Genomic DNA, 18,226 nt, shown 5'->3' on the forward strand with positions numbered 1-18,226 from the left:
CAGCTTACGCGCAGTGTCAGGAAACTGTCAAAAACCTTCACTCAGAATCGAAGGCTCGCGACGGGCTTCGCAATCGCTGTTGGGACAAACCCGACAGCTGGGGCCAACCCTGGCCAGAGCCTGACCGTTCTGCGCGACGTCTTCAACCGAACGCACCAGCATAACCGACCGGTACACAGGCCCGTCATCATAGCCCGAGACGGTCTGAGGCCACGCATAGGCATAACAATCAAAGACAGCCGCTGTTCGCCCAAGCTGTATGATGCGCTTTCGGATCGGGACCAGCGGCCTGTTCAGGGCCTGAAACAACGGCCACAACGGGCAGGCTTCGCCAAATCGGGGCATTGCAAATCCCGGCGTCGATTTGGTGAACAGGATGCTGCCGGATGCATCGCATACCACCAAACCTGTGGGGCGGGACAAATAGCCCTCGGGCAGCGCGGCAAGCCGGCGCAGGACCGACGCGACATCTACCGAAAATGTTGCGGCCAGTTTCAACGGGTCAATCTCACCCCCGTCCAGAGTTGCTTTCATCTCTTCCAGAGGCATGGCGCTGGCGTCCGCGGCATAGATGTCCAGAAAATCGCGGGCCAGGGATCTGGCCGTTGGCGATTCAAGTTCGGTCAGGTCGATATCCTCGACGCGCCCGCCTTCTTCAATTCCGGGAAAATGGTGCCCGTTCGCGTCAAAGAAGGCTTCGACATCCTCCAGCGGGACCCCACGGCGATCGTCGGCGGAATCGCTGTCATCCAGATAGGTGACCAGAGATTTGGAACTGTCGGCCAGACGCTCGGCATCCTGATGCAGGTTGCGATGGAACCGGTCCTGCCATTCGGGCTCAATCTCCTGTGTCTCCGCAAGGATCGCCGCGGTGGAACGAATTGCAGCAGCGGTGGACAGAACTTCGTGCATCGAGGCCGCCAGATGGGGGTCATGGGTCAGTCGGTCGGACAATGTCTCGACCGTGCGTTCCAGCGACACCACCCGCCGGTGCATCTGGGCAAGCACGCCCGCCCAGCCGGGAAAACGGCCGGCGAATTCCTCAAGCGCGTCCACCTCGGCCTGCTGGCCCACCGCGTCAACGGCAGCTTCACGCAGCGCCGAGATCAGCGTGGCCTCGATGCCCTGCGTCAGAACGGATGGCTCAACCTCAAGTGCAGCAGCGATGTTAACCAGCAGTTTTCCCCCGATCCTGCGGCGGTTATGTTCGATCAGGTTCAGGTAGGACGCAGATATTTCCACCCGGCGCGCAAGTTCGGCCTGCCGCATGCCGGCGATCTGGCGTCTTTCCCGAATTCGGCTGCCTGTCAGCGTATCGCGCATTTGCCTGCCTCTTTCCTGTCACAGCGGCACTTAAAGTGATTGCCACGTGTTTTCAGAACTCCTGTTTTATTTCTAGTGGTTAAGCCGTGATTTTCATAGTCGCTTTACAAGCTTAACTGCCCCCGGACCTCTTCGACGCGAACCATGTCCCTGCCCGCCGTTCAGATTCTGCGTACCACCCCTTCTATTTTCACCGAATTCCCTGCACGATGGCCGGATGAGCGACCCCGCGTTTGAATATGCGCCTATCGGACTTGTTGAGTTGGAAAACCGGATCATCCGGCGCTGCAATCTGCAATTTGCGCGCACCTTTGGCGGCGAGGCCGGGGATTACCGCAACATGCCCCTTCTGCATCTTTACCCGTCGGTTGCCGACTGGGAGCGGATCGGCGCGCGCAGCCTGCAGGTGATGCGGGACACCGGATATTACACGGACGAACGCGTCATGCGGCGCAGAAACAGCGATCTTTTCTGGTGCCGGGCACGGGGACGCTCCCTGACCCCTGATGACCCGTTTCGTCATGGGATCTGGAGCTTTTCCGACATCTCGGAAGAACGGCCGCTTGTCGAACTCACAACGCGCGAGCGCGAGGTCGCCATCCTGTCCTGCCGGGGCTTGTCGGCCAAGGAAATCGGGGCCGAACTTGGGCTTAGCTATCGCACGATCGAAGCCTACCGGGCGCGGCTGCTGGAAAAATTCGGCGCGCGAAAACTTCCCGAACTGGTGGCGAAACTTTCCGGAATGCCGCTGTAACGCCATTTGCCCCTAGGAATATTGGGTAAAACCCCCATCTGACAGCCCGAGACTGCGCTTTTCATGGCCGGACGCATGGCTTATAACGCTGCGTAATTAAACCAAAGCCCGCATGACACAGACGGGCCAAAGGGGAACCGTCGAGGACACTCATGACAGACACCAAACACGAAGCGGATGTGGCATTCATCAAGGCACTGGCCGAATTGCTGCGCGAAAACGACCTGACAGAGTTGCAGGTCAAACGCGAATATGGCGAAGAAGACAGCCTGAACGTGCGCGTCAGCCGTATGACGCAGGTCGCGCCTGCTCCGGTTCAGGTGGCCGTTCCGGCGGCGGCACCTGCTGCCGCGCCGGCAGCACCTGCTGCTGCCCCCGCTCCGGCCGAAGCGCCTGCCGCCGTCGAAGATCCGGCCAGCCACCCCGGTGCCGTAACCTCGCCCATGGTCGGCACGGTTTATATGCAGCCCGAACCGGGCGCGCCCGCGTTCATCTCGGTCGGGGCGTCGGTGTCCGAAGGCGACACGCTGCTGATCGTCGAGGCGATGAAGACCATGAACCACATCCACGCGCCGAAATCGGGCACGATCAAGCGTATCCTTGTGGGTGATGGCGACGCGGTTGAATTCGGCACCCCTCTGGTCATTGTTGAGTAAGGCGCGCCCATGTTCGACAAGATCCTGATTGCCAACCGAGGCGAGATCGCCCTGCGCGTGATCCGCGCCGCGCGCGAGATGGGGATTAAGACGGTCGCCGTCCACTCCACCGCCGACAGCGACGCGATGCATGTGCGCATGGCGGATGAATCGGTCTGCATCGGCCCCCCGCCCAGCCCGCAAAGCTATCTGTCTGTGCCTGCGATCATCTCGGCCTGTGAAATCACCGGCGCGCAGGCGATCCACCCCGGCTATGGCTTTTTGTCCGAAAATGCCGAGTTCGTGCAGATCGTCGAAGATCACGGCATCACCTTTATCGGCCCCACCGCCGAACATATCCGCATCATGGGCGACAAGATCACCGCCAAGGACACGATGAAGGAACTGGGCGTGCCTTGCGTTCCGGGTTCGGACGGTGGTGTTCCCACGCTGGCCGAGGCCAAGCGCATCGGTGAGGAATTCGGCTATCCCGTCATCATCAAGGCCACCGCCGGCGGCGGCGGGCGCGGCATGAAAGTCGCGATGAGCGCTGACGAGATGGAAAGCGCCTTCATGACCGCGCGCGCCGAGGGCAAAGCCGCCTTCGGCAATGACGAGGTCTATATCGAGAAATACCTGACCACCCCGCGCCACATCGAAATTCAGGTCTTTGGCGACGGCAAAGGCAAGGCGGTCCATCTGGGCGAACGCGACTGTTCGCTGCAACGTCGCCACCAGAAAGTCTTTGAAGAGGCGCCCGGTCCCTGCATCACCCCGGAAGAACGCGCCAAGATCGGCAAGGTCTGCGCCGACGCTGTGGCCAAGATCAATTATATCGGCGCGGGCACCATCGAGTTCCTTTACGAAAACGGCGAGTTTTATTTCATCGAAATGAATACACGCCTGCAAGTGGAACACCCGGTGACCGAGGGTATCTTTGGCGTCGACCTTGTGCGCGAACAGATTCTGGTGGCCGCGGGCGAGGACATGTCGTTCGGTCAGGACGATCTGGTGATCAACGGCCACGCCATCGAGGTGCGGATCAACGCGGAAAAGCTGCCCAATTTCTCGCCCTGCCCGGGTAAAATTTCAGCCTATCACGCGCCGGGCGGTCTGGGCGTGCGGATGGATTCCGCGCTCTATGACGGGTATTCGATCCCGCCCTATTACGACTCACTGATCGCCAAGCTGATCGTGCAGGGCCGCGACCGTAACGAGGCGCTGGCGCGTCTGGAACGGGCTTTGGGTGAGTTGATCGTGGACGGAATCGACACCACGGTTCCCCTGTTCCATGCCCTTTTGCAGGAACCCGATCTTCACAGCGGTGACTACAACATCCACTGGCTGGAGCACTGGCTTGCGGAGAATATGGCCGATTAATACGGAACGGTCGAAGGGCAAACGCTCTTCGACCCCCGGGCATTCCAGATGAGCCTTTCACCGGAACTTTTGCTTCATGGCTACTCTATCGGAATTTTTCCGATGGCTGAACATCGCGACGATCCGGAACTGTTCTGGGTCGATCCCAAATTTCGTGGCGTATTCCCACTGGACGGCTTCCACGTCTCTCGCAGTCTGGCACGTCGCATTCGCAATTGCGGGTTCTCCGTCACCATCAATCAGGACTTTTCCGGTGTGGTCGACGGCTGTGCGGATCGCGCGGATACATGGATCAATTCCGAATTGCGGGACTTGTATCAGCAACTCCATCAGACAGGTCATGCCCACTCGTTAGAAGTGCGCGAACAGGATGTCCTGGTCGGGGGCGTTTACGGGGTGACGCTTGGCGCTGCGTTCTTCGGCGAAAGCATGTTCTCGCGCCGGACGGATGCATCAAAAATTGCTCTGGCCTACCTTGTGGACCGTCTGCAGGAAACCGGATTTCAACTGTTTGATACGCAGTTTCTGACCGCCCATCTGGCTTCGCTGGGCGCGATAGAAATTCCGCGCACGCAGTATCGGATTGAGCTTGAAGAGGCGATCAACGCCAGCGCGGATTTCGCTGCCGCGCTGGATCAGTCGCCCGAGGGCGTGATACAGCGGATCACCCAGACGTCATAGCGGGCGTGATCCAGCGCATTCAATGCCGGGGACGTGGCGATCATCCAACCGTCAAATAATTGATCTGATTTACCTTTTTCCCAGATCGTCAGATATGCAAAGGCATCTCCTGTCGGGTTGTCTGCCGGATAGCGGCAATCGCCCAGCGCCACGTCCAGGCCGAAAATCTCTCCGGTCTCGCCGTTCTGCATTTCGACATCGACGGTCTGACCGTTGACCTTGTCCAGCCCCCGCAGCATAGCGCCGGGACCGGATTGCACCTTTTGCTGCGCCGATGCACCTGTCGCGGCCAGAATCGCCGCCATCAGGACCAGCCGCTTCATTCGCTTCCGTCCCCGGCCACAAATTTGACCAGCAGCGAAATCAGACTGACCGCGCCCTGCGTGTCTTCGACCTGATCTCCGGCCTCGAAATAGAATGGCGACCCGCCGGGCATCACTTCGACAAAGTTACCGCCCAGCAGACCTTCGGAAGAGATCACGATGGCGCTGTCATCAGGCACCAGAATGCCCTCTGAGATCGAAAACGTTGTGTCCGCGCGATAGGTATCAGGGTTCAGGGTAACACCGGTGACGGTTCCGATCTTGACACCCGCTAGCCGCACATCCGTGCCGACACCGACGCCTTCCAGCGACCGGAACGACGCCCCGAGTTCATACCCCGTGCCATTCTGCGACAAACCGGTGGACTGGCTTGCATAGACACCAAACGCCAGCGCGCAGGCCAGTACGGCCCCGCCGACAAGAACTTCGGTTACATTATAGGTCGACATTGCTCGCCTCGTTTATTCCGGGCTCCAGGCTTCGTAATCCTTGCGATCGACCGGGTCGGGGCGACGCAGGGACCCCGCGGGCGTATATGCCAGCGCTGTACCCGTCAGGTTTTCCTGATGTGGTTTTTCCCAGGATTTATGCGGCAGCGGCTTGTCTGTCGGCGGCTCGTCCCAGGTGCGGTGCAGCCAGCCGTGCCAGTCCGGGTCGATCCGGCTGGCCTCGGCCTCGCCGTTGAAAATCACCCAGCGCTTGCTGTCATCGGCAGTGCGGTAGAACACATTGCCCTCATCATCCTCACCGACCTTGACGCCCTTGCGCGCGGTGTAGAACTGCGTGTTCAGAGTGGCCCCGTTCCACCACGTTACGGCCCGCAAAAGACTGTTCAGGATACCCATCGGCTGCCTCCGGCATTTCTGTTCCCGCAGATATGGACCAAAGGCACGCCAAGGTCCAGTGTCACAAGGACCGCAGTCACTATTTGGGCAAAGCTGCGGTAACTTCGATCTCGATGCGATCCTTTGGGGTAATAAGATTGCATTCTGTCACCGTGGCAGCGGGCGGGTTTGCACCAAACGCTTCAACCAGCAAAGGCCAGCACGCCTCAAACTCGCTCATATCAGGAAGGTAGTAGTTCACCCTGACGACATCGGCAAAGCTTGCGCCAGCTTCCGCCAACGCTTTCCCAATCGCCTCAAGCGCCGATTGGCACTGACCGACGATATCGTCGGGGATGTCATCCCCCTGAGCACAGGTTCCGGCAACAAAGACGAAACCGTTTGCAACCACAGCTCGGCAATAACCGACCTTGGCTTCATATTCGCCGCCCGATGAAATGCGTTTGATTGCCATCACATCCCCCATAAGAAAACGGCGCGGTTGATACCGCGCCGCATGTTTTCAGATTTTCCGATCTTATCCGGCTGAAGCGGATTCCGCTGCATCCGCATAGATGATCAATGGTTGCTTGTCGGACGACACTGCCTCTTCGTTCACCACGACCTCGGTCACGTTCTTCATGCCAGGCAGTTCGAACATGGTATCCAGCAGGATGTCTTCGAGGATCGAACGCAGCCCGCGTGCACCGGTCTTCCGTTCGATGGCCTTCTTGGCAATCGCCTTCAACGCATCGTCGGTAAAGGCCAGTTCGGCATCTTCCAGCTCGAACAAGCGCTGATACTGCTTGACCAGAGCGTTCTTGGGTTTGGTCAGGATGGTGACCAGCGCGTCTTCGTCCAGATCTTCCAGCGTCGCCAGAACCGGCAGACGGCCGACGAATTCCGGGATCAGGCCGAATTTCAGCAGGTCTTCGGGCTCCAGGTCCTTGAAGATTTCGCCTACACCCCGTTCATCATTGTCCCGCACGTCCGCGCCAAAACCCATGGCCGAGCCTTTGCCGCGCTGCGCGATGATCTTGTCCAGACCGGCAAACGCACCACCGCAGATGAACAGAATGTTTGTCGTGTCCACCTGCAGGAACTCCTGCTGCGGATGCTTGCGCCCGCCCTGCGGCGGAACGCTGGCCACGGTGCCTTCCATCAGCTTCAGAAGCGCCTGCTGCACACCCTCGCCCGATACGTCGCGGGTGATCGAGGGGTTCTCGGACTTGCGTGTGATCTTGTCGACCTCGTCGATATAGACGATGCCGCGCTGCGCGCGTTCGACGTTGTATTCGCTGGCCTGCAACAGTTTGAGAATGATGTTTTCGACGTCCTCACCCACATAACCGGCTTCGGTCAGGGTGGTTGCGTCGGCCATGGTGAATGGCACGTCCAGAATCCGCGCCAGCGTCTGCGCCAGCAAGGTCTTGCCGCAGCCGGTCGGGCCGATCAGCAGGATGTTCGATTTCGCCAGCTCAATATCGCTGCCCGCCTTTTGGGCGTGGTTCAGGCGTTTATAGTGGTTGTGTACCGCAACCGACAGCACCCGCTTGGCGGTGGCCTGACCGATCACATAATCGTCCAGAACTTCGCAGATATCCTTGGGCGTCGGCACCCCGTCGCTGGACTTCAGCCCACTGGCCTTGGTCTCTTCACGGATAATGTCCATACACAGTTCGACGCACTCATCACAGATGAACACGGTCGGGCCGGCAATCAGCTTGCGCACCTCATGCTGGCTCTTGCCGCAGAAGCTACAGTAGAGCGTGTTCTTGCCGTCACCGCCTGAATTCGTCGCCATGTTCTACCTTTCGGGCTTCTTCCCTGCGGCCCGGTTGGGCCGCGCTTGCCGCATGTTGGTGCAGCTTAGGCCAGCACCGGGACGGCTACAATCTCAAAATGCGCCCCGCGCCGTTGACGCGGGGGCTAAAACTCAGGCCTCGTCGCCGTCCATTTTGGCACGATTTTCGACGATTTCGTCGATGTGACCCCATTCCTTCGCCTCTTCCGGGCTCATGAAATTGTCACGATCCAGCGCCTTTTCAACCGCCTTTTTGGTCTGGCCGGTATGACGAACATAAATATCGTATAGACGATCCTTGAGCTTCTGCGTCTCGGCGGCATGAATCATGATATCACTGGCCTGACCCTGATACCCGCCGCTAGGCTGGTGAACCATGATGCGGCTGTTGGGCAGCGAGAATCGCATCCCCGTTTCACCGCCGGCCAACAGGACAGACCCCATCGAGGCCGCCTGACCGATGACCAATGTGGAACATTTCGGCTTGATGTACTGCATTGTGTCGTAGATCGACAGGCCGCTGGTCACGACGCCACCGGGCGAATTGATGTAGATCGAGATTTCCTTGTTCGGGTTTTCCGCCTCAAGGTGCAGCAACTGGGCGACGACCAGATGGCTCATGCCGTCATGGATCGGGCCGTTGATGAAAATGATCCGTTCTTTCAGAAGGCGCGAGAAAATATCATATGCGCGTTCGCCCCGGCTGGTCTGTTCGACGACCATGGGAACAAGTGTATTCATATATGTATCAACGGGATCGAACATGAGAAACCTGCCTGTTTTGCGATGGGTCGGGACATTACCCGAAGAAACGTTACCCGAGTCTTAGTGTCGCCACCGGGGGGCTGCAAGGGGGGCCGATTACTTCCTGCACTGCCGGTGCGCATTAACACGTGACTATCCGTGATCACGGGTCTGCGATCCTAGCCTTGCACTGGCAGAATGGCGCTATGGGCACTAATTATGGTAAGTTCCCCTTTTCCCATCACGGCATTTTGATTCATGCATATAGAGATACATGGTCAAAATATGAAACCGCCAAGACTGCTATTGCGGACCCGACAACGGAAACACGCGCCCGGTTCCGGGCTGATAAGGAAAGAACGATGGCCCTCCCCCAGCTTTCGCAAGACATGTCCCCCGAGCAATTCGACAAAATGGTTGGAAACGCGACCCGTGCCTCGAATTTTCTAAAGGCCATCAGCCATGAAGGACGGCTGATGATCCTGTGTCATCTCGTTTCCGGCGAAAAATCCGTTACCGAACTCGAAGAACTGTTGTCCGCCCGGCAGGCGGCCGTTTCCCAGCAACTGTCCCGCCTGCGCCTTGAAGGTCTGGTGACGCCCCGCCGCGAGGGCAAGGCGATCTTTTACCGTTTGGCCGATGATCGCCCGCGCCGCATGCTCGAAGTGGTTTACGAGCTGTTCTGCAACGATGACGAGGCCTGACCGCCCGCCCCTAAATCACGAACCGCTTGCGCAGCTTTGATAACTGTTGGCCAATCCACGCAACAAATCCGCGTATTGGCCTTCGCCCGGATCAAGGTCTACGCCGATCGGGTCCAGTTCAAAGATCATCGCGCCGGATCCCTCGATCGCCGTTTCCACAAGACGCATGTCATATTGCGGTTCCGCGAAGGCGCAGGTGATATTGTTCTCGGCCACTTTTTCCTGCAACGCCGCCAGACGGGCCGGACCGGGGGCCGCAGCATCGCCCAGGCTGACCGAGCCTGACGTTTCCAACCCGAACCGCTTCTCGAAATACTGGTAGGCGTCATGGAAGGTGATAAAGCGGCGCGCCTGCATGCCATTCATGCCTTCGGCAATCTCGTCCCGCAGTTCTATCAGTTCCGCATCCGCAGCCTGAGCATTGTCGCGATATTGCTGCGCATTCTCAGGGTCGGCCTTGGCCAGAGTATCGGCAATCACATGAACCCAAACGCGCGCGTTTTCCGGGTCCAGCCAGGCATGAGGGTCTACGCCTTCGTGATCATGCCCGTGATCGTCGTGCGCGTGGGAATCGTCGTGTTCGGCCTCGGCGTGATCGTCGTGGTCGTCATGACCGGCGTGATCTTTGTGGTCGCCGTCATGATCCGCATGGTCCGCGTGATCCGCATGATCCTCATGGTCGTCATGTTCATCATGTTCGTCGTGATGGTCGTCAGCGGCCACGTCCCGAAACTCATAGAGCGCCGTTCCATCCGCATCCAGCAACGCGACGTGCTGAGCATCCGCTGACAACGCGCCAAGGGGTTTGGTCATCCAGGGGGTCAGTTCCTCGCCAACCCAGAATACAACATCCGCCGATTGCAACGCGCGCGCCTCGGATGGGCGCATGGCATGATCGTGCGGCGACGCACCGGGCGGAATGATCAGGTCAGGCTCACCCACACCCGACATGACCCGGGCGACCAGCGAATGAACGGGGGCAATATCGGCGGCGACGTTCGGGGTTTCAGCGGCGGCATGGCTGGCGACACCGACGCCAATCACACAAAGGGCAGATCGTATCATATGCGCTCCGGGATGATATGTTATTACATTATGCGCCCGCTTGATAAGCCCCACGTTATAACATATCAAGCGCAAAATACGCGGAGCCCTCTATGAGCACAGTTGGATTCAGACAACACGACCACACGCATTGCGTTCACACGGCGCTGGCTCAGGCCGAGGCGAAGTGCAAAGCGCAGCGGTTGCAGTTCACGCCCGTCAGGCGGCGCGTTCTTGAGATTCTGCTGGAAAAACACCGGGCCATGGGCGCGTATGACATCCTGAGCGTTTTGTCCGCCGAAGGCATGGGCTCACAGCCGCCCGTCGCATACCGCGCCCTGGATTTTCTGGTGCAGAATGGATTCGTGCACCGCATCGAACAGCTGAACGCCTACGCCGCCTGCGCGCACCCAACCCACGACCACGTTCCGGCCTTTCTGATCTGCCGCTCCTGCAAGGCGGTCGCGGAAACCGAAACCGAACTGACTCAGGGCCGTCTGGGCGCCGCGGCGAATACCTCGGGGTTTCGGATCGAACGGGTTGTTGTCGAGGCCGAAGGTCTGTGCCCCGAATGCGTCGGATCACAACCGTGAAGAAAACGCTCATATCCCTGAACGACATGTCCATTCGTGTGGACGGCAGAACTATCCTGGAACGGGTGAACGCCTCGGTTTGCGAAGGCGAGATCGTTACGATTGTCGGCCCGAACGGATCGGGTAAATCGACCCTGCTGCGCGCCATGATTGGCGCGGTTTCCCCGGCCGCGGGCGACGTCCAGCGCGCTGCGGGCCTGCGCATCGGCTATGTGCCGCAAAAGCTGGCGCTGGACGCGGCCCTTCCTTTGACCGTGCAGCGTTTTCTGGGGCTGCCCCGGCGCATTTCCGCCCGCGACGCAATCAACGCGCTGGAGCTTGCCGGCGTTCCCGATTTGCGCAACCGGCAGATGACAAAGCTGTCCGGGGGTCAGTTTCAACGCGTTCTGCTGGCGCGTGCCCTGCTGGAAAACCCCCAACTTCTGCTTTTGGACGAGGCGACGCAGGGCCTCGACCAACCTGGTGCAGCGGCCTTCTATCAACGCATTGAACAGGTTCGCCGGGACATGGGATGCGCGGTTGTCATGGTCAGCCATGACCTGCATGTCGTCATGGCGGCTTCGGATCGCGTTCTGTGCCTGAACGGCCATATCTGCTGTGAAGGATCCCCCCGCACGGTAGCCGACGCGCCCGAATATCGCGCCCTGTTCGGCAGCGGCACCAAGGGAACCATGGCTCTGTACCAGCACCAGCACAGACATTCACACGATCACGATCACGATCACCACCACGCACAGGACAAGACGCACTGATGCTGGACGATTTCATGGTTCGCGCGGCCCTTGCCGGGGTTGGCGTTGCAGTTGCGGCAGCCCCATTGGGGTGTTTCGTGGTTTGGCGCCGGATGGCTTATCTGGGCGAAGCAACCGCGCACGCCTCGGTGCTGGGCGTTGCCTTTGCATTGGCATTCTCGCTGCCGCTTTTGCCGGCCATCATCGCCTCGGCGCTGGCGATGGGGATCACTGTAACGCTTTTGCGCGGCAAGGGGTTTGCAATGGACACGCTGCTGGGTGTCATTGCCCACACGGCGCTGGCTGCGGGCCTGGTTACGGTTGCTCTGTTGTCGGACGTCCGGCTGGACCTGAACGCGTTTCTGTTCGGCGACATCCTCGCAGTTTCAAAAAGCGATCTGGTCACGATCTGGGGCGGTGGTCTGCTGATCCTGACGGTGATGATCTGGCGATGGTCCGCGCTGCTGGTCGCCACCCTGAATCCGGATATGGCCTATGCCTCGGGCATTGATCCAAAACGCGAAGAGATGTGGCTGACGTTGGCCATGGCGCTGGCAGTTGCCGTTGCAATCAAAGTCGTTGGCGTTCTGCTTATTGCGGCATTGCTGGTTATTCCGGCAGCTGCGGCGCGATCCCTGGTCAGGACCCCGGAAAGCATGGCGTTTTTTGCAGCCGCGATCGGATCTCTGGCGGCATTGGCAGGGCTGGGTGGCGCGTATCTCGCGGACACACCGGCCGGCCCCAGCATCGTCTGCGCAGCGGCTCTGGCCTTCGTTGTAACCGCTTTGTTCGGGCCGCTGATCCGCCGCGATTAACACCGGTGCAAAGCTCTGGTTCCCTTTTGGAAAAACTGCTACGCAACTGAAAACCCGCACAAAAGGAGACACCGATGATCCGCACAATTCTGATGGGATTGGCCCTGTTCACCCTGACCGCCTGCGAAACCGCAAAAGGCGCCGGAAAAGACATCGAAAAAGCCGGCGACGCAATTCAGAGCGCGGCGACCGACGTTCAGCAAAATCTGTAAACCGGATCAGAATGTAGCGAAAATTGGGCAGGCGCCCGCAACATGTAGTTGATGTGCGCAGCCATCCACTATAGAGTGCAGGCACAGGTGCATAGACGCGGCATTGCATTTCTGACACAACTTCGGGGTTCCTGTGTTTCCGCAGGAACCCCGTTCTCATTGTAATATTGAGAAAAGTGGCAGCTTGTTTGTTCGTCGCGTCAGACAAAAGGAAAAGGCGTCAGGTGCGCAGACGCGGTCTTTGCACGTACCCTTGCGGATACCCCTGACGCCTTGCCGGGCCGACACGTCCGAGGGGACGTCCCGATCCAGTTGCTCTGGCCCCCGAAAGGGTCACAGCCGCCGCACAGCACCCAAGGGTGCCCCGCAGCACACATTGACCTTCTGAGAGTTTGGTCATCTGAACCAGGTCTGACACCCAAATCAGCTAACCATCCACCGGTAAGTCTTTGCGGTTCAACATAAATCCTAAGATCTGCCCTCACCGCTCTGACCCCCTAGGTCTTTGCGTCCCACCCTGGCTCCTAAGAACCGAAGCGGTAACGTGACTGTTACATCCGCGTCATAATCCGACAAGAAAATAGCACTGCAGCATGAAAATTAGACGGGGATAAAGTGTTGATATCCGCTGGGAAAGGAATGTGGATAACTCCAGAATCGCCGCAACGGCACAGGGTTGAGGATGGAAAACTCCTGCCCGTTGCACAGGGCCGGATTCCTGGCTTTTTCTGCGTGTGCAAAGGCCAGCGCGTGTGTTGTAGAGCGTGAATTACTGGTCTGGTTCAGCGGCTGACCGACGAATCTCTCGAATCGAGCACCCACGGATTCGCCAATGCCCCGCCCGACCGGGCTCCTTGTTTTCCCGATCGCGGGACAAGTGGAACGGGATCAATGTGCCGACGAACGGCACAACGGAACCAGGGCCGGGCGGCATCCCCGACATCGCACGGGACACCGCGCTGAAGGATCGCGAGGTCCGGATGACCCGTGCCGGGGAACGCCGCAATCCGGCAAGGGCTTGTCCGGACCCTGTCGCAGGCGGTTTAGGTGCCGCCCGACCCGTCTCCTCCCTGCGGAGACGTTGGTTCCGTTATTGCGAAGCGCCCCGACCCGACCAGTACCAATTACGCGCTGCGTCATAGCGCAGCCAGTACCCCCTACTGACCGACCGGGCCAGGGACGCTTCAGTTCACCTGACGTTCCAGAACGGTGCTGTAGGTCGTTCCGTTCCGCAGGCTACGGAAATCCGCATAGATCTTGCCGTCCTCATACCGGGCGTCGATCAGCGCATTGGCACCGATCACCAGAGGGGCGGTTTCCACGATGCCGATCACGCCTGACCCATCCAGGCTGATGGTTCCTGTGGCTTCGTATTCGTTCCACTCGGTATCACCGTCCCGGCGCCACTTGCTGGGCCCCCAAAAGACGTTGTCTTCCTGAATCTGGACGTCCAGCATCCATTCGGCCTGATTGAACCGGGGATCACCACCGCGGTGGAAATGGCTGGGCGACACTGTTGTGTAGGTTCCCAGCCAGGTGCCGCGCAGGTCTGGCGTGGTGTCGGCCAGCGCGGCCGTCCCAAGGGTGAGGGTCGTGGCCAGAGCGGCTGCTCCGGCAGTCATGTATCTGGTCATTGGCTCTCTCCTCCAAAATTCTTGGCCGTTGCTGGCCTGCTGAACAGATTGGAAGGCGGAGAGCCGGTTACAACTTACCTAAGGGAAACTTCATGATTGCTTTAGAAGGACGTTACGCAGCGCCCGTTCAGGCCCAGGCCAGCGCGGTGCCGATCAGGACCAGACCGATGCCAAACGCTTCACGGTGCGAGAAGTTCTCGCCGAACAGAAAGAACGAGGCGACAGCGATCAGGATGACCTCGGCACCCAGAATACCGGTGTAGATGATCCCCAATCGCTCCTCACGCAGCGCGGCGAGTTCCAGTGTCGCCCCGGCCAGCAGGGTCGCGACGATCAAGAACCCCAGCCCGACGCCCGGAACCTTCCACCAGAACTTCATCGCGATCATGGCAACGGAATAGAGACCGGCCGATCCGAGGGCGATGATGGGGATCATGGACATCTGGGCCTCCTGCCGAGGGTTCCGTTTGGTCACCCTAGCAGGTCATTGCGGCAAAGGCTGTGAGGTGGATCACAATGGACCGCGCCGGCGCTTATCCCGCGATCTTGCGGGCCACCAGATAAGAGGCCGGAAAAGCCGCCACAAAGCCAACGGCCGCGGCGGCCAGGATCGGGGTCACCGACGTGTATCCCATCGACAAAACCGCAATCACAGCGGACCCGGCAAGGGTGGAGCCAAGGAAGATATGGACGATCAGCATCAGGGGAAACATGGGTGCCTCGTTTCAGGATTTGTTTGCCGCTGATCCTATGGCCGGAGGAGGCATCGGTCCTTGATCTGGGTCAGGATAGGCTCTGGTTCGTGCCCGAGTTTCGTCAGTTGATCATTAGAACTGAGGGTTAAGGCCGACCCGAGGGGGTGAGGCCCGCCAGGGAAACGGTCCAGTGGACCGTTTCAAGGCCGAACGGGCGGAGCCCCGGGGCGCAAACGCGCTGCCCGTTTTGCCGGAGGTAAACCTTCGGTTTGACGGGGGCGGGTCATGCCGTAGGCATGCTTTCAGCATGACGCGGCCCGACGGTGCCGCCGGGCGGGAGGGGTGAGCACAAGAAGAAGTCGTTTAAACGCCTATTGCAGTTTCAACTCGAAGTTCTCTTTGTCCATGCCCACCCTAAGAACCGGCAATTTGTCACCACAAATTTTCTCAACAACTGACAGTTTTTCAGAACCAACCCGCATCCCAACAATCACTTCTCTTAACACGAGAGATGGAACCGTTTTGTATGCGTTCCCACCTTTGAACCGCGCTTGTACTCGCCATTCCTCTTCGTATTCCTACACTTTAGGTTTTGTGAGAACAAATGCATCGAATGCTTTGTCACTTCTTCGCGCAAGCGAAGCATCAGAAATTTTGTCAGACTCTAACCAGCGCACTAAATCCGTAGTCTTCAGCGTTGGTCGGCGTTCAACGTAACGAACCTTCAAAGGCACGTCCTCATAAGCCTCAATCGCAGTATCCACGTCAGGTTCAAATCCCAAAACAATCCCGTTGTGACCTGCTCCATAATGGGCCCACAAAAGAGGGTTGTTCCAAGACTCGGAAAGACAGATTATTCGCGAGTCAGATCGAATTTCACCAACAAACCTTTCAAGAGTGGCGTTCGATTTGGCCATTTTAGAAAGAGAGACAGCATAGTCTTTTTTATGCATCCTCCTGAGTTCTTTACGATTCAGGGTAGGATAATACTCTTTAAGCACCTCAATAGGGACTAAGTACTTCTTTCCTATTCGTTTGTAGAGTTGAAACAACTCAAGGTTTGAGGAAGCGACAAACTTTGGGTTGCAATCGAATGGGTCGTTCTGGGTGCTAACGGAAGAGAAATACTGCTCTTGTCGCTCGACAACGGTGCGCAGTTCTTATTCAAAGTAATCGGAAGAAACCGACCTATACCGATAGAGCCGTGAAGGGATTTGCTTTTCATTCATAACAACCAAAACCAACAGCTACTTAGTAGAACTGTCTAAAAATGAGCTAGAATCACCACACGTTGGCTCAAAACTGCTGAAGCCGTATGCAACATTCACCTGCACCAAAATAGCCAGCATTCAGCTGTCCATCTTCAACGCTGAAATAAACGCCTCCTGCGGGATATCCACCTTCCCGAACTGGCGCATCTTCTTTTTCCCCGCCTTCTGCTTGTCCAGCAGTTTGCGTTTCCGCGTGGCGTCGCCTCCGTAGCACTTCGCGGTCACGTCCTTGCGCAGGGCCGAAAGGGTCTCGCGGGCGATGACTTTGCCTCCGATGGCGGCCTGGATCGGGATTTTGAACATGTGGCGCGGGATCAGATCTTTCAGCTTTTCGCACATCGCCCGGCCACGCATCTCGGCTCGGTCGCGGTGAACCATGGTTGACAGGGCGTCGACCGGTTCGTCATTCACCAGCACCGACATCTTGACCAGATTATCCTCAGTGTAACCGGTCATCTGGTAGTCGAACGAGGCATAGCCCTTGGTCACTGATTTCAGGCGGTCGTAGAAGTCAAAGACGACCTCGTTCAGCGGCAGGTCATAGACGACCATCGCGCGGGTGCCCGCATAGGTCAGGTCCAGCTGGATGCCGCGGCGGTCCTGACACAGTTTCAGCACATCGCCGAGATATTCATCCGGCACAAGGATGGTCGCCTTGATGCGCGGTTCCTCGATATGATCGACCTTGGACGGGTCGGGCATGTCGGCGGGGTTGTGCAGCTCGATCATCTCGCCGTCTTTCATGTAGACGTGATAGATCACCGACGGCGCGGTGGTGATGAGCTCGATATCATATTCGCGTTCGATGCGGTCGCGGATGACCTCTAGGTGCAACAGGCCCAGGAAGCCGCAGCGGAAGCCAAAGCCCAGCGCGGCCGAGGTCTCCATTTCGAAGGAGAACGAGGCGTCGTTCAGGGCCAGCTTGTCGATGGCATCGCGCAGGTCTTCGAATTCGGAACTGTCGACAGGGAAGAGGCCACAGAACACCACCGGCTGCGCGGGTTTAAACCCGTCCAGCGCGTCCTCAGTGCCGTTGCGGTCATTGGTGATGGTGTCACCGACGCGGGTGTCGCGGACCTGTTTGATCGAGGCCGTCAGAAAGCCGATCTCACCGGGGCCAAGACTGTCGACCATCTCCATCTCGGGGCGGAAGACGCCAACGCGGTCGACATGGTGCAGGGTGTTGTTCGACATGAACTTGACCCGCATCCCCTTTTTCAGCGTGCCGTCCATGATGCGGACCAGAACGATGACGCCGAGATAGGCGTCGTACCACGAATCCACCAGCATCGCCTTGAGCGGCGCGTCCAGATTGCCCTGCGGTGCGGGCAGTTGCTGCACGATGGCTTCCAGCGTCTCGTGGATGCCCTGCCCCGTTTTGGCCGAGACCTGAATGGCATCGGTCGCGTCGATGCCGATCACATCCTCGATCTGTTCGGCCACGCGGTCACAGTCGGATGCGGGCAGGTCAATCTTGTTCAGCACCGGCACGATCTCGTGATCGGCGTCGATGGCCTGATAGACATTCGCCAGCGTTTGCGCCTCGACCCCTTGGGTCGAGTCCACAACCAGCAGAGAACCCTCGACCGCACGCATGGACCGCGAGACCTCATAGGCAAAGTCCACGTGGCCGGGCGTGTCGATCAGGTTCAGAACGTATGCCTCGCCGTTGTCGGCGGTATAGTCGATGCGAACCGTGTTGGCCTTGATGGTGATGCCGCGCTCGCGCTCGATATCCATGCTGTCGAGCAGCTGTTCCTTCATGTCGCGATCCTTGACCGTTCCGGTCTCTTGGATGAGCCGGTCAGCAAGGGTGGATTTGCCATGGTCGATATGCGCGACGATGGAGAAATTGCGGATATGAGCGAGGTCTGTCATAGCGACGGGATATGGTTCGAAAACGGGCGTTGGTCAAGGTAGGACGATACGGTCCGAAAGCCTTTGTTTGATGGGCAGGTCAGGCCGAATTGCAATCCAGGACCGTGGCATCCGAAAAGCCAGACTTTCAGAGCAACACGTTCTTCGTCGGATCGGGCGTCTCGCCAGGCAAGCCCTCACC

22 protein-coding genes are annotated in these 18,226 nt (G+C 58.6%); 9 read left to right on the top strand and 13 right to left on the bottom strand.

Annotated features, from left to right (window positions below; translation table 11 throughout):
- Nucleotides 1–27: 27 nt before the first annotated feature.
- The gene (locus ACXAC3_RS16215; RefSeq protein WP_475162293.1) at nucleotides 28–1,323 is read right to left on the bottom strand and encodes a short-chain fatty acyl-CoA regulator family protein; all 1,296 of its coding nucleotides are present in this window, start codon (nucleotides 1,321–1,323) and stop codon (nucleotides 28–30) included.
- Between the two features lie 217 nt (nucleotides 1,324–1,540).
- Between ACXAC3_RS16215 and ACXAC3_RS16220 the strand changes: the two genes are divergently transcribed.
- The 4 genes from ACXAC3_RS16220 (at nucleotide 1,541) to aat (ending at nucleotide 4,773) form a co-directional block, all read left to right on the top strand.
- Nucleotides 1,541–2,077, top strand: a complete 537-nt coding sequence (locus tag ACXAC3_RS16220; RefSeq protein ID WP_475162297.1) for a LuxR C-terminal-related transcriptional regulator — start codon at nucleotides 1,541–1,543, stop codon at nucleotides 2,075–2,077.
- A 152-nt stretch (nucleotides 2,078–2,229) separates the two neighbouring features.
- Entirely contained in the window at nucleotides 2,230–2,733 is a 504-nt protein-coding gene (gene accB, locus ACXAC3_RS16225) for an acetyl-CoA carboxylase biotin carboxyl carrier protein (protein ID WP_475162301.1), read from the top strand.
- Nucleotides 2,734–2,742: 9 nt separating this feature from the next.
- Nucleotides 2,743–4,092: an acetyl-CoA carboxylase biotin carboxylase subunit gene (gene accC / locus ACXAC3_RS16230; protein WP_475162303.1), complete on the top strand. Its 1,350-nt coding sequence runs from the start codon at nucleotides 2,743–2,745 to the stop codon at nucleotides 4,090–4,092.
- A 48-nt stretch (nucleotides 4,093–4,140) separates the two neighbouring features.
- Complete coding sequence (aat, locus tag ACXAC3_RS16235) at nucleotides 4,141–4,773, top strand: leucyl/phenylalanyl-tRNA--protein transferase (RefSeq protein ID WP_475162308.1); 633 nt, start codon at nucleotides 4,141–4,143, stop codon at nucleotides 4,771–4,773.
- On the opposite strand, the gene ACXAC3_RS16240 is transcribed toward aat, so the two are convergent.
- The 6 genes from ACXAC3_RS16240 to ACXAC3_RS16265 all read right to left on the bottom strand — a co-directional run bounded on the left by ACXAC3_RS16240 (nucleotide 4,728) and on the right by ACXAC3_RS16265 (nucleotide 8,489).
- Nucleotides 4,728–5,096, bottom strand: coding sequence for a DUF2155 domain-containing protein (locus ACXAC3_RS16240; RefSeq protein ID WP_475162312.1), 369 nt, complete (start codon nucleotides 5,094–5,096; stop codon nucleotides 4,728–4,730). The genes aat and ACXAC3_RS16240 overlap by 46 nt on opposite strands.
- Nucleotides 5,093–5,545 carry an outer membrane lipid asymmetry maintenance protein MlaD gene (gene mlaD, locus ACXAC3_RS16245; RefSeq protein ID WP_475162316.1) on the bottom strand — a complete coding sequence of 151 codons (453 nt, stop codon included), beginning with the start codon at nucleotides 5,543–5,545 and terminating at the stop codon, nucleotides 5,093–5,095. Before mlaD ends, ACXAC3_RS16240 begins: the two co-directional genes overlap by 4 nt.
- A 12-nt stretch (nucleotides 5,546–5,557) precedes the next feature.
- The gene (locus ACXAC3_RS16250) at nucleotides 5,558–5,941 is read right to left on the bottom strand and encodes an NADH:ubiquinone oxidoreductase subunit NDUFA12 (RefSeq protein ID WP_475162320.1); all 384 of its coding nucleotides are present in this window, start codon (nucleotides 5,939–5,941) and stop codon (nucleotides 5,558–5,560) included.
- Between the two features lie 79 nt (nucleotides 5,942–6,020).
- A complete protein-coding gene (locus ACXAC3_RS16255) occupies nucleotides 6,021–6,395 on the bottom strand; it encodes a RidA family protein (RefSeq protein WP_475162322.1) in 375 nt (124 codons plus the stop codon).
- A gap of 63 nt (nucleotides 6,396–6,458) precedes the next feature.
- Nucleotides 6,459–7,724 (bottom strand): ATP-dependent Clp protease ATP-binding subunit ClpX, encoded by a 1,266-nt coding sequence (gene clpX / locus ACXAC3_RS16260; RefSeq protein ID WP_170332602.1) that lies wholly within the window; start codon nucleotides 7,722–7,724, stop codon nucleotides 6,459–6,461.
- Nucleotides 7,725–7,856: 132 nt separating this feature from the next.
- Complete coding sequence (locus ACXAC3_RS16265) at nucleotides 7,857–8,489, bottom strand: ATP-dependent Clp protease proteolytic subunit (protein WP_475162325.1); 633 nt, start codon at nucleotides 8,487–8,489, stop codon at nucleotides 7,857–7,859.
- Between the two features lie 341 nt (nucleotides 8,490–8,830).
- Here ACXAC3_RS16265 and ACXAC3_RS16270 point away from each other — a divergent pair, with 341 nt between their 5' ends.
- A complete protein-coding gene (locus ACXAC3_RS16270) occupies nucleotides 8,831–9,172 on the top strand; it encodes an ArsR/SmtB family transcription factor (RefSeq protein ID WP_475162329.1) in 342 nt (113 codons plus the stop codon).
- A gap of 15 nt (nucleotides 9,173–9,187) precedes the next feature.
- Here ACXAC3_RS16270 and ACXAC3_RS16275 read toward each other — a convergent pair whose 3' ends face one another.
- Nucleotides 9,188–10,237 (bottom strand): zinc ABC transporter substrate-binding protein, encoded by a 1,050-nt coding sequence (locus tag ACXAC3_RS16275; RefSeq protein WP_475162331.1) that lies wholly within the window; start codon nucleotides 10,235–10,237, stop codon nucleotides 9,188–9,190.
- 92 nt (nucleotides 10,238–10,329) lie between these two features.
- Here ACXAC3_RS16275 and ACXAC3_RS16280 point away from each other — a divergent pair, with 92 nt between their 5' ends.
- From ACXAC3_RS16280 to ACXAC3_RS16295, 4 genes are all read left to right on the top strand, one after another.
- On the top strand, nucleotides 10,330–10,809 hold the full coding sequence (locus ACXAC3_RS16280; protein ID WP_475162332.1) for a Fur family transcriptional regulator: 480 nt from the start codon (nucleotides 10,330–10,332) through the stop codon (nucleotides 10,807–10,809).
- A 26-nt stretch (nucleotides 10,810–10,835) separates the two neighbouring features.
- Complete coding sequence (locus ACXAC3_RS16285; RefSeq protein ID WP_475163474.1) at nucleotides 10,836–11,561, top strand: ATP-binding cassette domain-containing protein; 726 nt, start codon at nucleotides 10,836–10,838, stop codon at nucleotides 11,559–11,561.
- Entirely contained in the window at nucleotides 11,561–12,355 is a 795-nt protein-coding gene (locus ACXAC3_RS16290; protein ID WP_475162335.1) for an iron chelate uptake ABC transporter family permease subunit, read from the top strand. The genes ACXAC3_RS16285 and ACXAC3_RS16290 overlap by 1 nt, the downstream gene beginning before the upstream one ends.
- 74 nt (nucleotides 12,356–12,429) lie before the next feature.
- Entirely contained in the window at nucleotides 12,430–12,567 is a 138-nt protein-coding gene (locus ACXAC3_RS16295) for an entericidin A/B family lipoprotein (RefSeq protein ID WP_475162337.1), read from the top strand.
- Nucleotides 12,568–13,751: 1,184 nt separating this feature from the next.
- Here the strand turns inward: ACXAC3_RS16295 and ACXAC3_RS16300 are convergent.
- The 5 genes from ACXAC3_RS16300 to lepA all read right to left on the bottom strand — a co-directional run bounded on the left by ACXAC3_RS16300 (nucleotide 13,752) and on the right by lepA (nucleotide 18,045).
- Nucleotides 13,752–14,201: a hypothetical protein gene (locus tag ACXAC3_RS16300; RefSeq protein ID WP_475162340.1), complete on the bottom strand. Its 450-nt coding sequence runs from the start codon at nucleotides 14,199–14,201 to the stop codon at nucleotides 13,752–13,754.
- 127 nt (nucleotides 14,202–14,328) lie between these two features.
- Complete coding sequence (locus ACXAC3_RS16305; protein ID WP_475162344.1) at nucleotides 14,329–14,643, bottom strand: hypothetical protein; 315 nt, start codon at nucleotides 14,641–14,643, stop codon at nucleotides 14,329–14,331.
- Nucleotides 14,644–14,734: 91 nt separating this feature from the next.
- A complete protein-coding gene (locus tag ACXAC3_RS16310) occupies nucleotides 14,735–14,914 on the bottom strand; it encodes a CTP synthetase (protein ID WP_475162346.1) in 180 nt (59 codons plus the stop codon).
- Nucleotides 14,915–15,474: 560 nt separating this feature from the next.
- On the bottom strand, nucleotides 15,475–15,849 hold the full coding sequence (locus ACXAC3_RS16315) for a DUF2971 domain-containing protein (protein ID WP_475162347.1): 375 nt from the start codon (nucleotides 15,847–15,849) through the stop codon (nucleotides 15,475–15,477).
- Between the two features lie 396 nt (nucleotides 15,850–16,245).
- Nucleotides 16,246–18,045 carry a translation elongation factor 4 gene (gene lepA / locus ACXAC3_RS16320; RefSeq protein ID WP_170511302.1) on the bottom strand — a complete coding sequence of 600 codons (1,800 nt, stop codon included), beginning with the start codon at nucleotides 18,043–18,045 and terminating at the stop codon, nucleotides 16,246–16,248.
- Nucleotides 18,046–18,226 lie beyond the last annotated feature (181 nt).

This window comes from Ruegeria sp. ABV4_181 (genome assembly GCF_056158465.1).

What these genes read in the sequence shown, in the direction of transcription:
- ACXAC3_RS16305 (WP_475162344.1), bottom strand. Translation starts at nt 14,643, where the DNA reads ATGTCCATGATCCCCATCATCGCCCTCGGATCGGCCGGTCTCTATTCC.
- ACXAC3_RS16310 (WP_475162346.1), bottom strand. Translation starts at nt 14,914, where the DNA reads ATGTTTCCCCTGATGCTGATCGTCCATATCTTCCTTGGCTCCACCCTT.
- ACXAC3_RS16270 (WP_475162329.1), top strand. Translation starts at nt 8,831, where the DNA reads ATGGCCCTCCCCCAGCTTTCGCAAGACATGTCCCCCGAGCAATTCGAC.
- ACXAC3_RS16300 (WP_475162340.1), bottom strand. Translation starts at nt 14,201, where the DNA reads ATGACCAGATACATGACTGCCGGAGCAGCCGCTCTGGCCACGACCCTC.
- ACXAC3_RS16250 (WP_475162320.1), bottom strand. Translation starts at nt 5,941, where the DNA reads ATGGGTATCCTGAACAGTCTTTTGCGGGCCGTAACGTGGTGGAACGGG.
- ACXAC3_RS16280 (WP_475162332.1), top strand. Translation starts at nt 10,330, where the DNA reads ATGAGCACAGTTGGATTCAGACAACACGACCACACGCATTGCGTTCAC.
- ACXAC3_RS16265 (WP_475162325.1), bottom strand. Translation starts at nt 8,489, where the DNA reads ATGTTCGATCCCGTTGATACATATATGAATACACTTGTTCCCATGGTC.
- accC (WP_475162303.1), top strand. Translation starts at nt 2,743, where the DNA reads ATGTTCGACAAGATCCTGATTGCCAACCGAGGCGAGATCGCCCTGCGC.
- ACXAC3_RS16295 (WP_475162337.1), top strand. Translation starts at nt 12,430, where the DNA reads ATGATCCGCACAATTCTGATGGGATTGGCCCTGTTCACCCTGACCGCC.
- ACXAC3_RS16290 (WP_475162335.1), top strand. Translation starts at nt 11,561, where the DNA reads ATGCTGGACGATTTCATGGTTCGCGCGGCCCTTGCCGGGGTTGGCGTT.
- accB (WP_475162301.1), top strand. Translation starts at nt 2,230, where the DNA reads ATGACAGACACCAAACACGAAGCGGATGTGGCATTCATCAAGGCACTG.
- ACXAC3_RS16240 (WP_475162312.1), bottom strand. Translation starts at nt 5,096, where the DNA reads ATGAAGCGGCTGGTCCTGATGGCGGCGATTCTGGCCGCGACAGGTGCA.
- ACXAC3_RS16315 (WP_475162347.1), bottom strand. Translation starts at nt 15,849, where the DNA reads ATGCATAAAAAAGACTATGCTGTCTCTCTTTCTAAAATGGCCAAATCG.
- aat (WP_475162308.1), top strand. Translation starts at nt 4,141, where the DNA reads ATGAGCCTTTCACCGGAACTTTTGCTTCATGGCTACTCTATCGGAATT.
- clpX (WP_170332602.1), bottom strand. Translation starts at nt 7,724, where the DNA reads ATGGCGACGAATTCAGGCGGTGACGGCAAGAACACGCTCTACTGTAGC.
- ACXAC3_RS16255 (WP_475162322.1), bottom strand. Translation starts at nt 6,395, where the DNA reads ATGGCAATCAAACGCATTTCATCGGGCGGCGAATATGAAGCCAAGGTC.
- ACXAC3_RS16220 (WP_475162297.1), top strand. Translation starts at nt 1,541, where the DNA reads ATGAGCGACCCCGCGTTTGAATATGCGCCTATCGGACTTGTTGAGTTG.
- ACXAC3_RS16275 (WP_475162331.1), bottom strand. Translation starts at nt 10,237, where the DNA reads ATGATACGATCTGCCCTTTGTGTGATTGGCGTCGGTGTCGCCAGCCAT.
- lepA (WP_170511302.1), bottom strand. Translation starts at nt 18,045, where the DNA reads ATGACAGACCTCGCTCATATCCGCAATTTCTCCATCGTCGCGCATATC.
- ACXAC3_RS16285 (WP_475163474.1), top strand. Translation starts at nt 10,836, where the DNA reads ATGTCCATTCGTGTGGACGGCAGAACTATCCTGGAACGGGTGAACGCC.
- ACXAC3_RS16215 (WP_475162293.1), bottom strand. Translation starts at nt 1,323, where the DNA reads ATGCGCGATACGCTGACAGGCAGCCGAATTCGGGAAAGACGCCAGATC.
- mlaD (WP_475162316.1), bottom strand. Translation starts at nt 5,545, where the DNA reads ATGTCGACCTATAATGTAACCGAAGTTCTTGTCGGCGGGGCCGTACTG.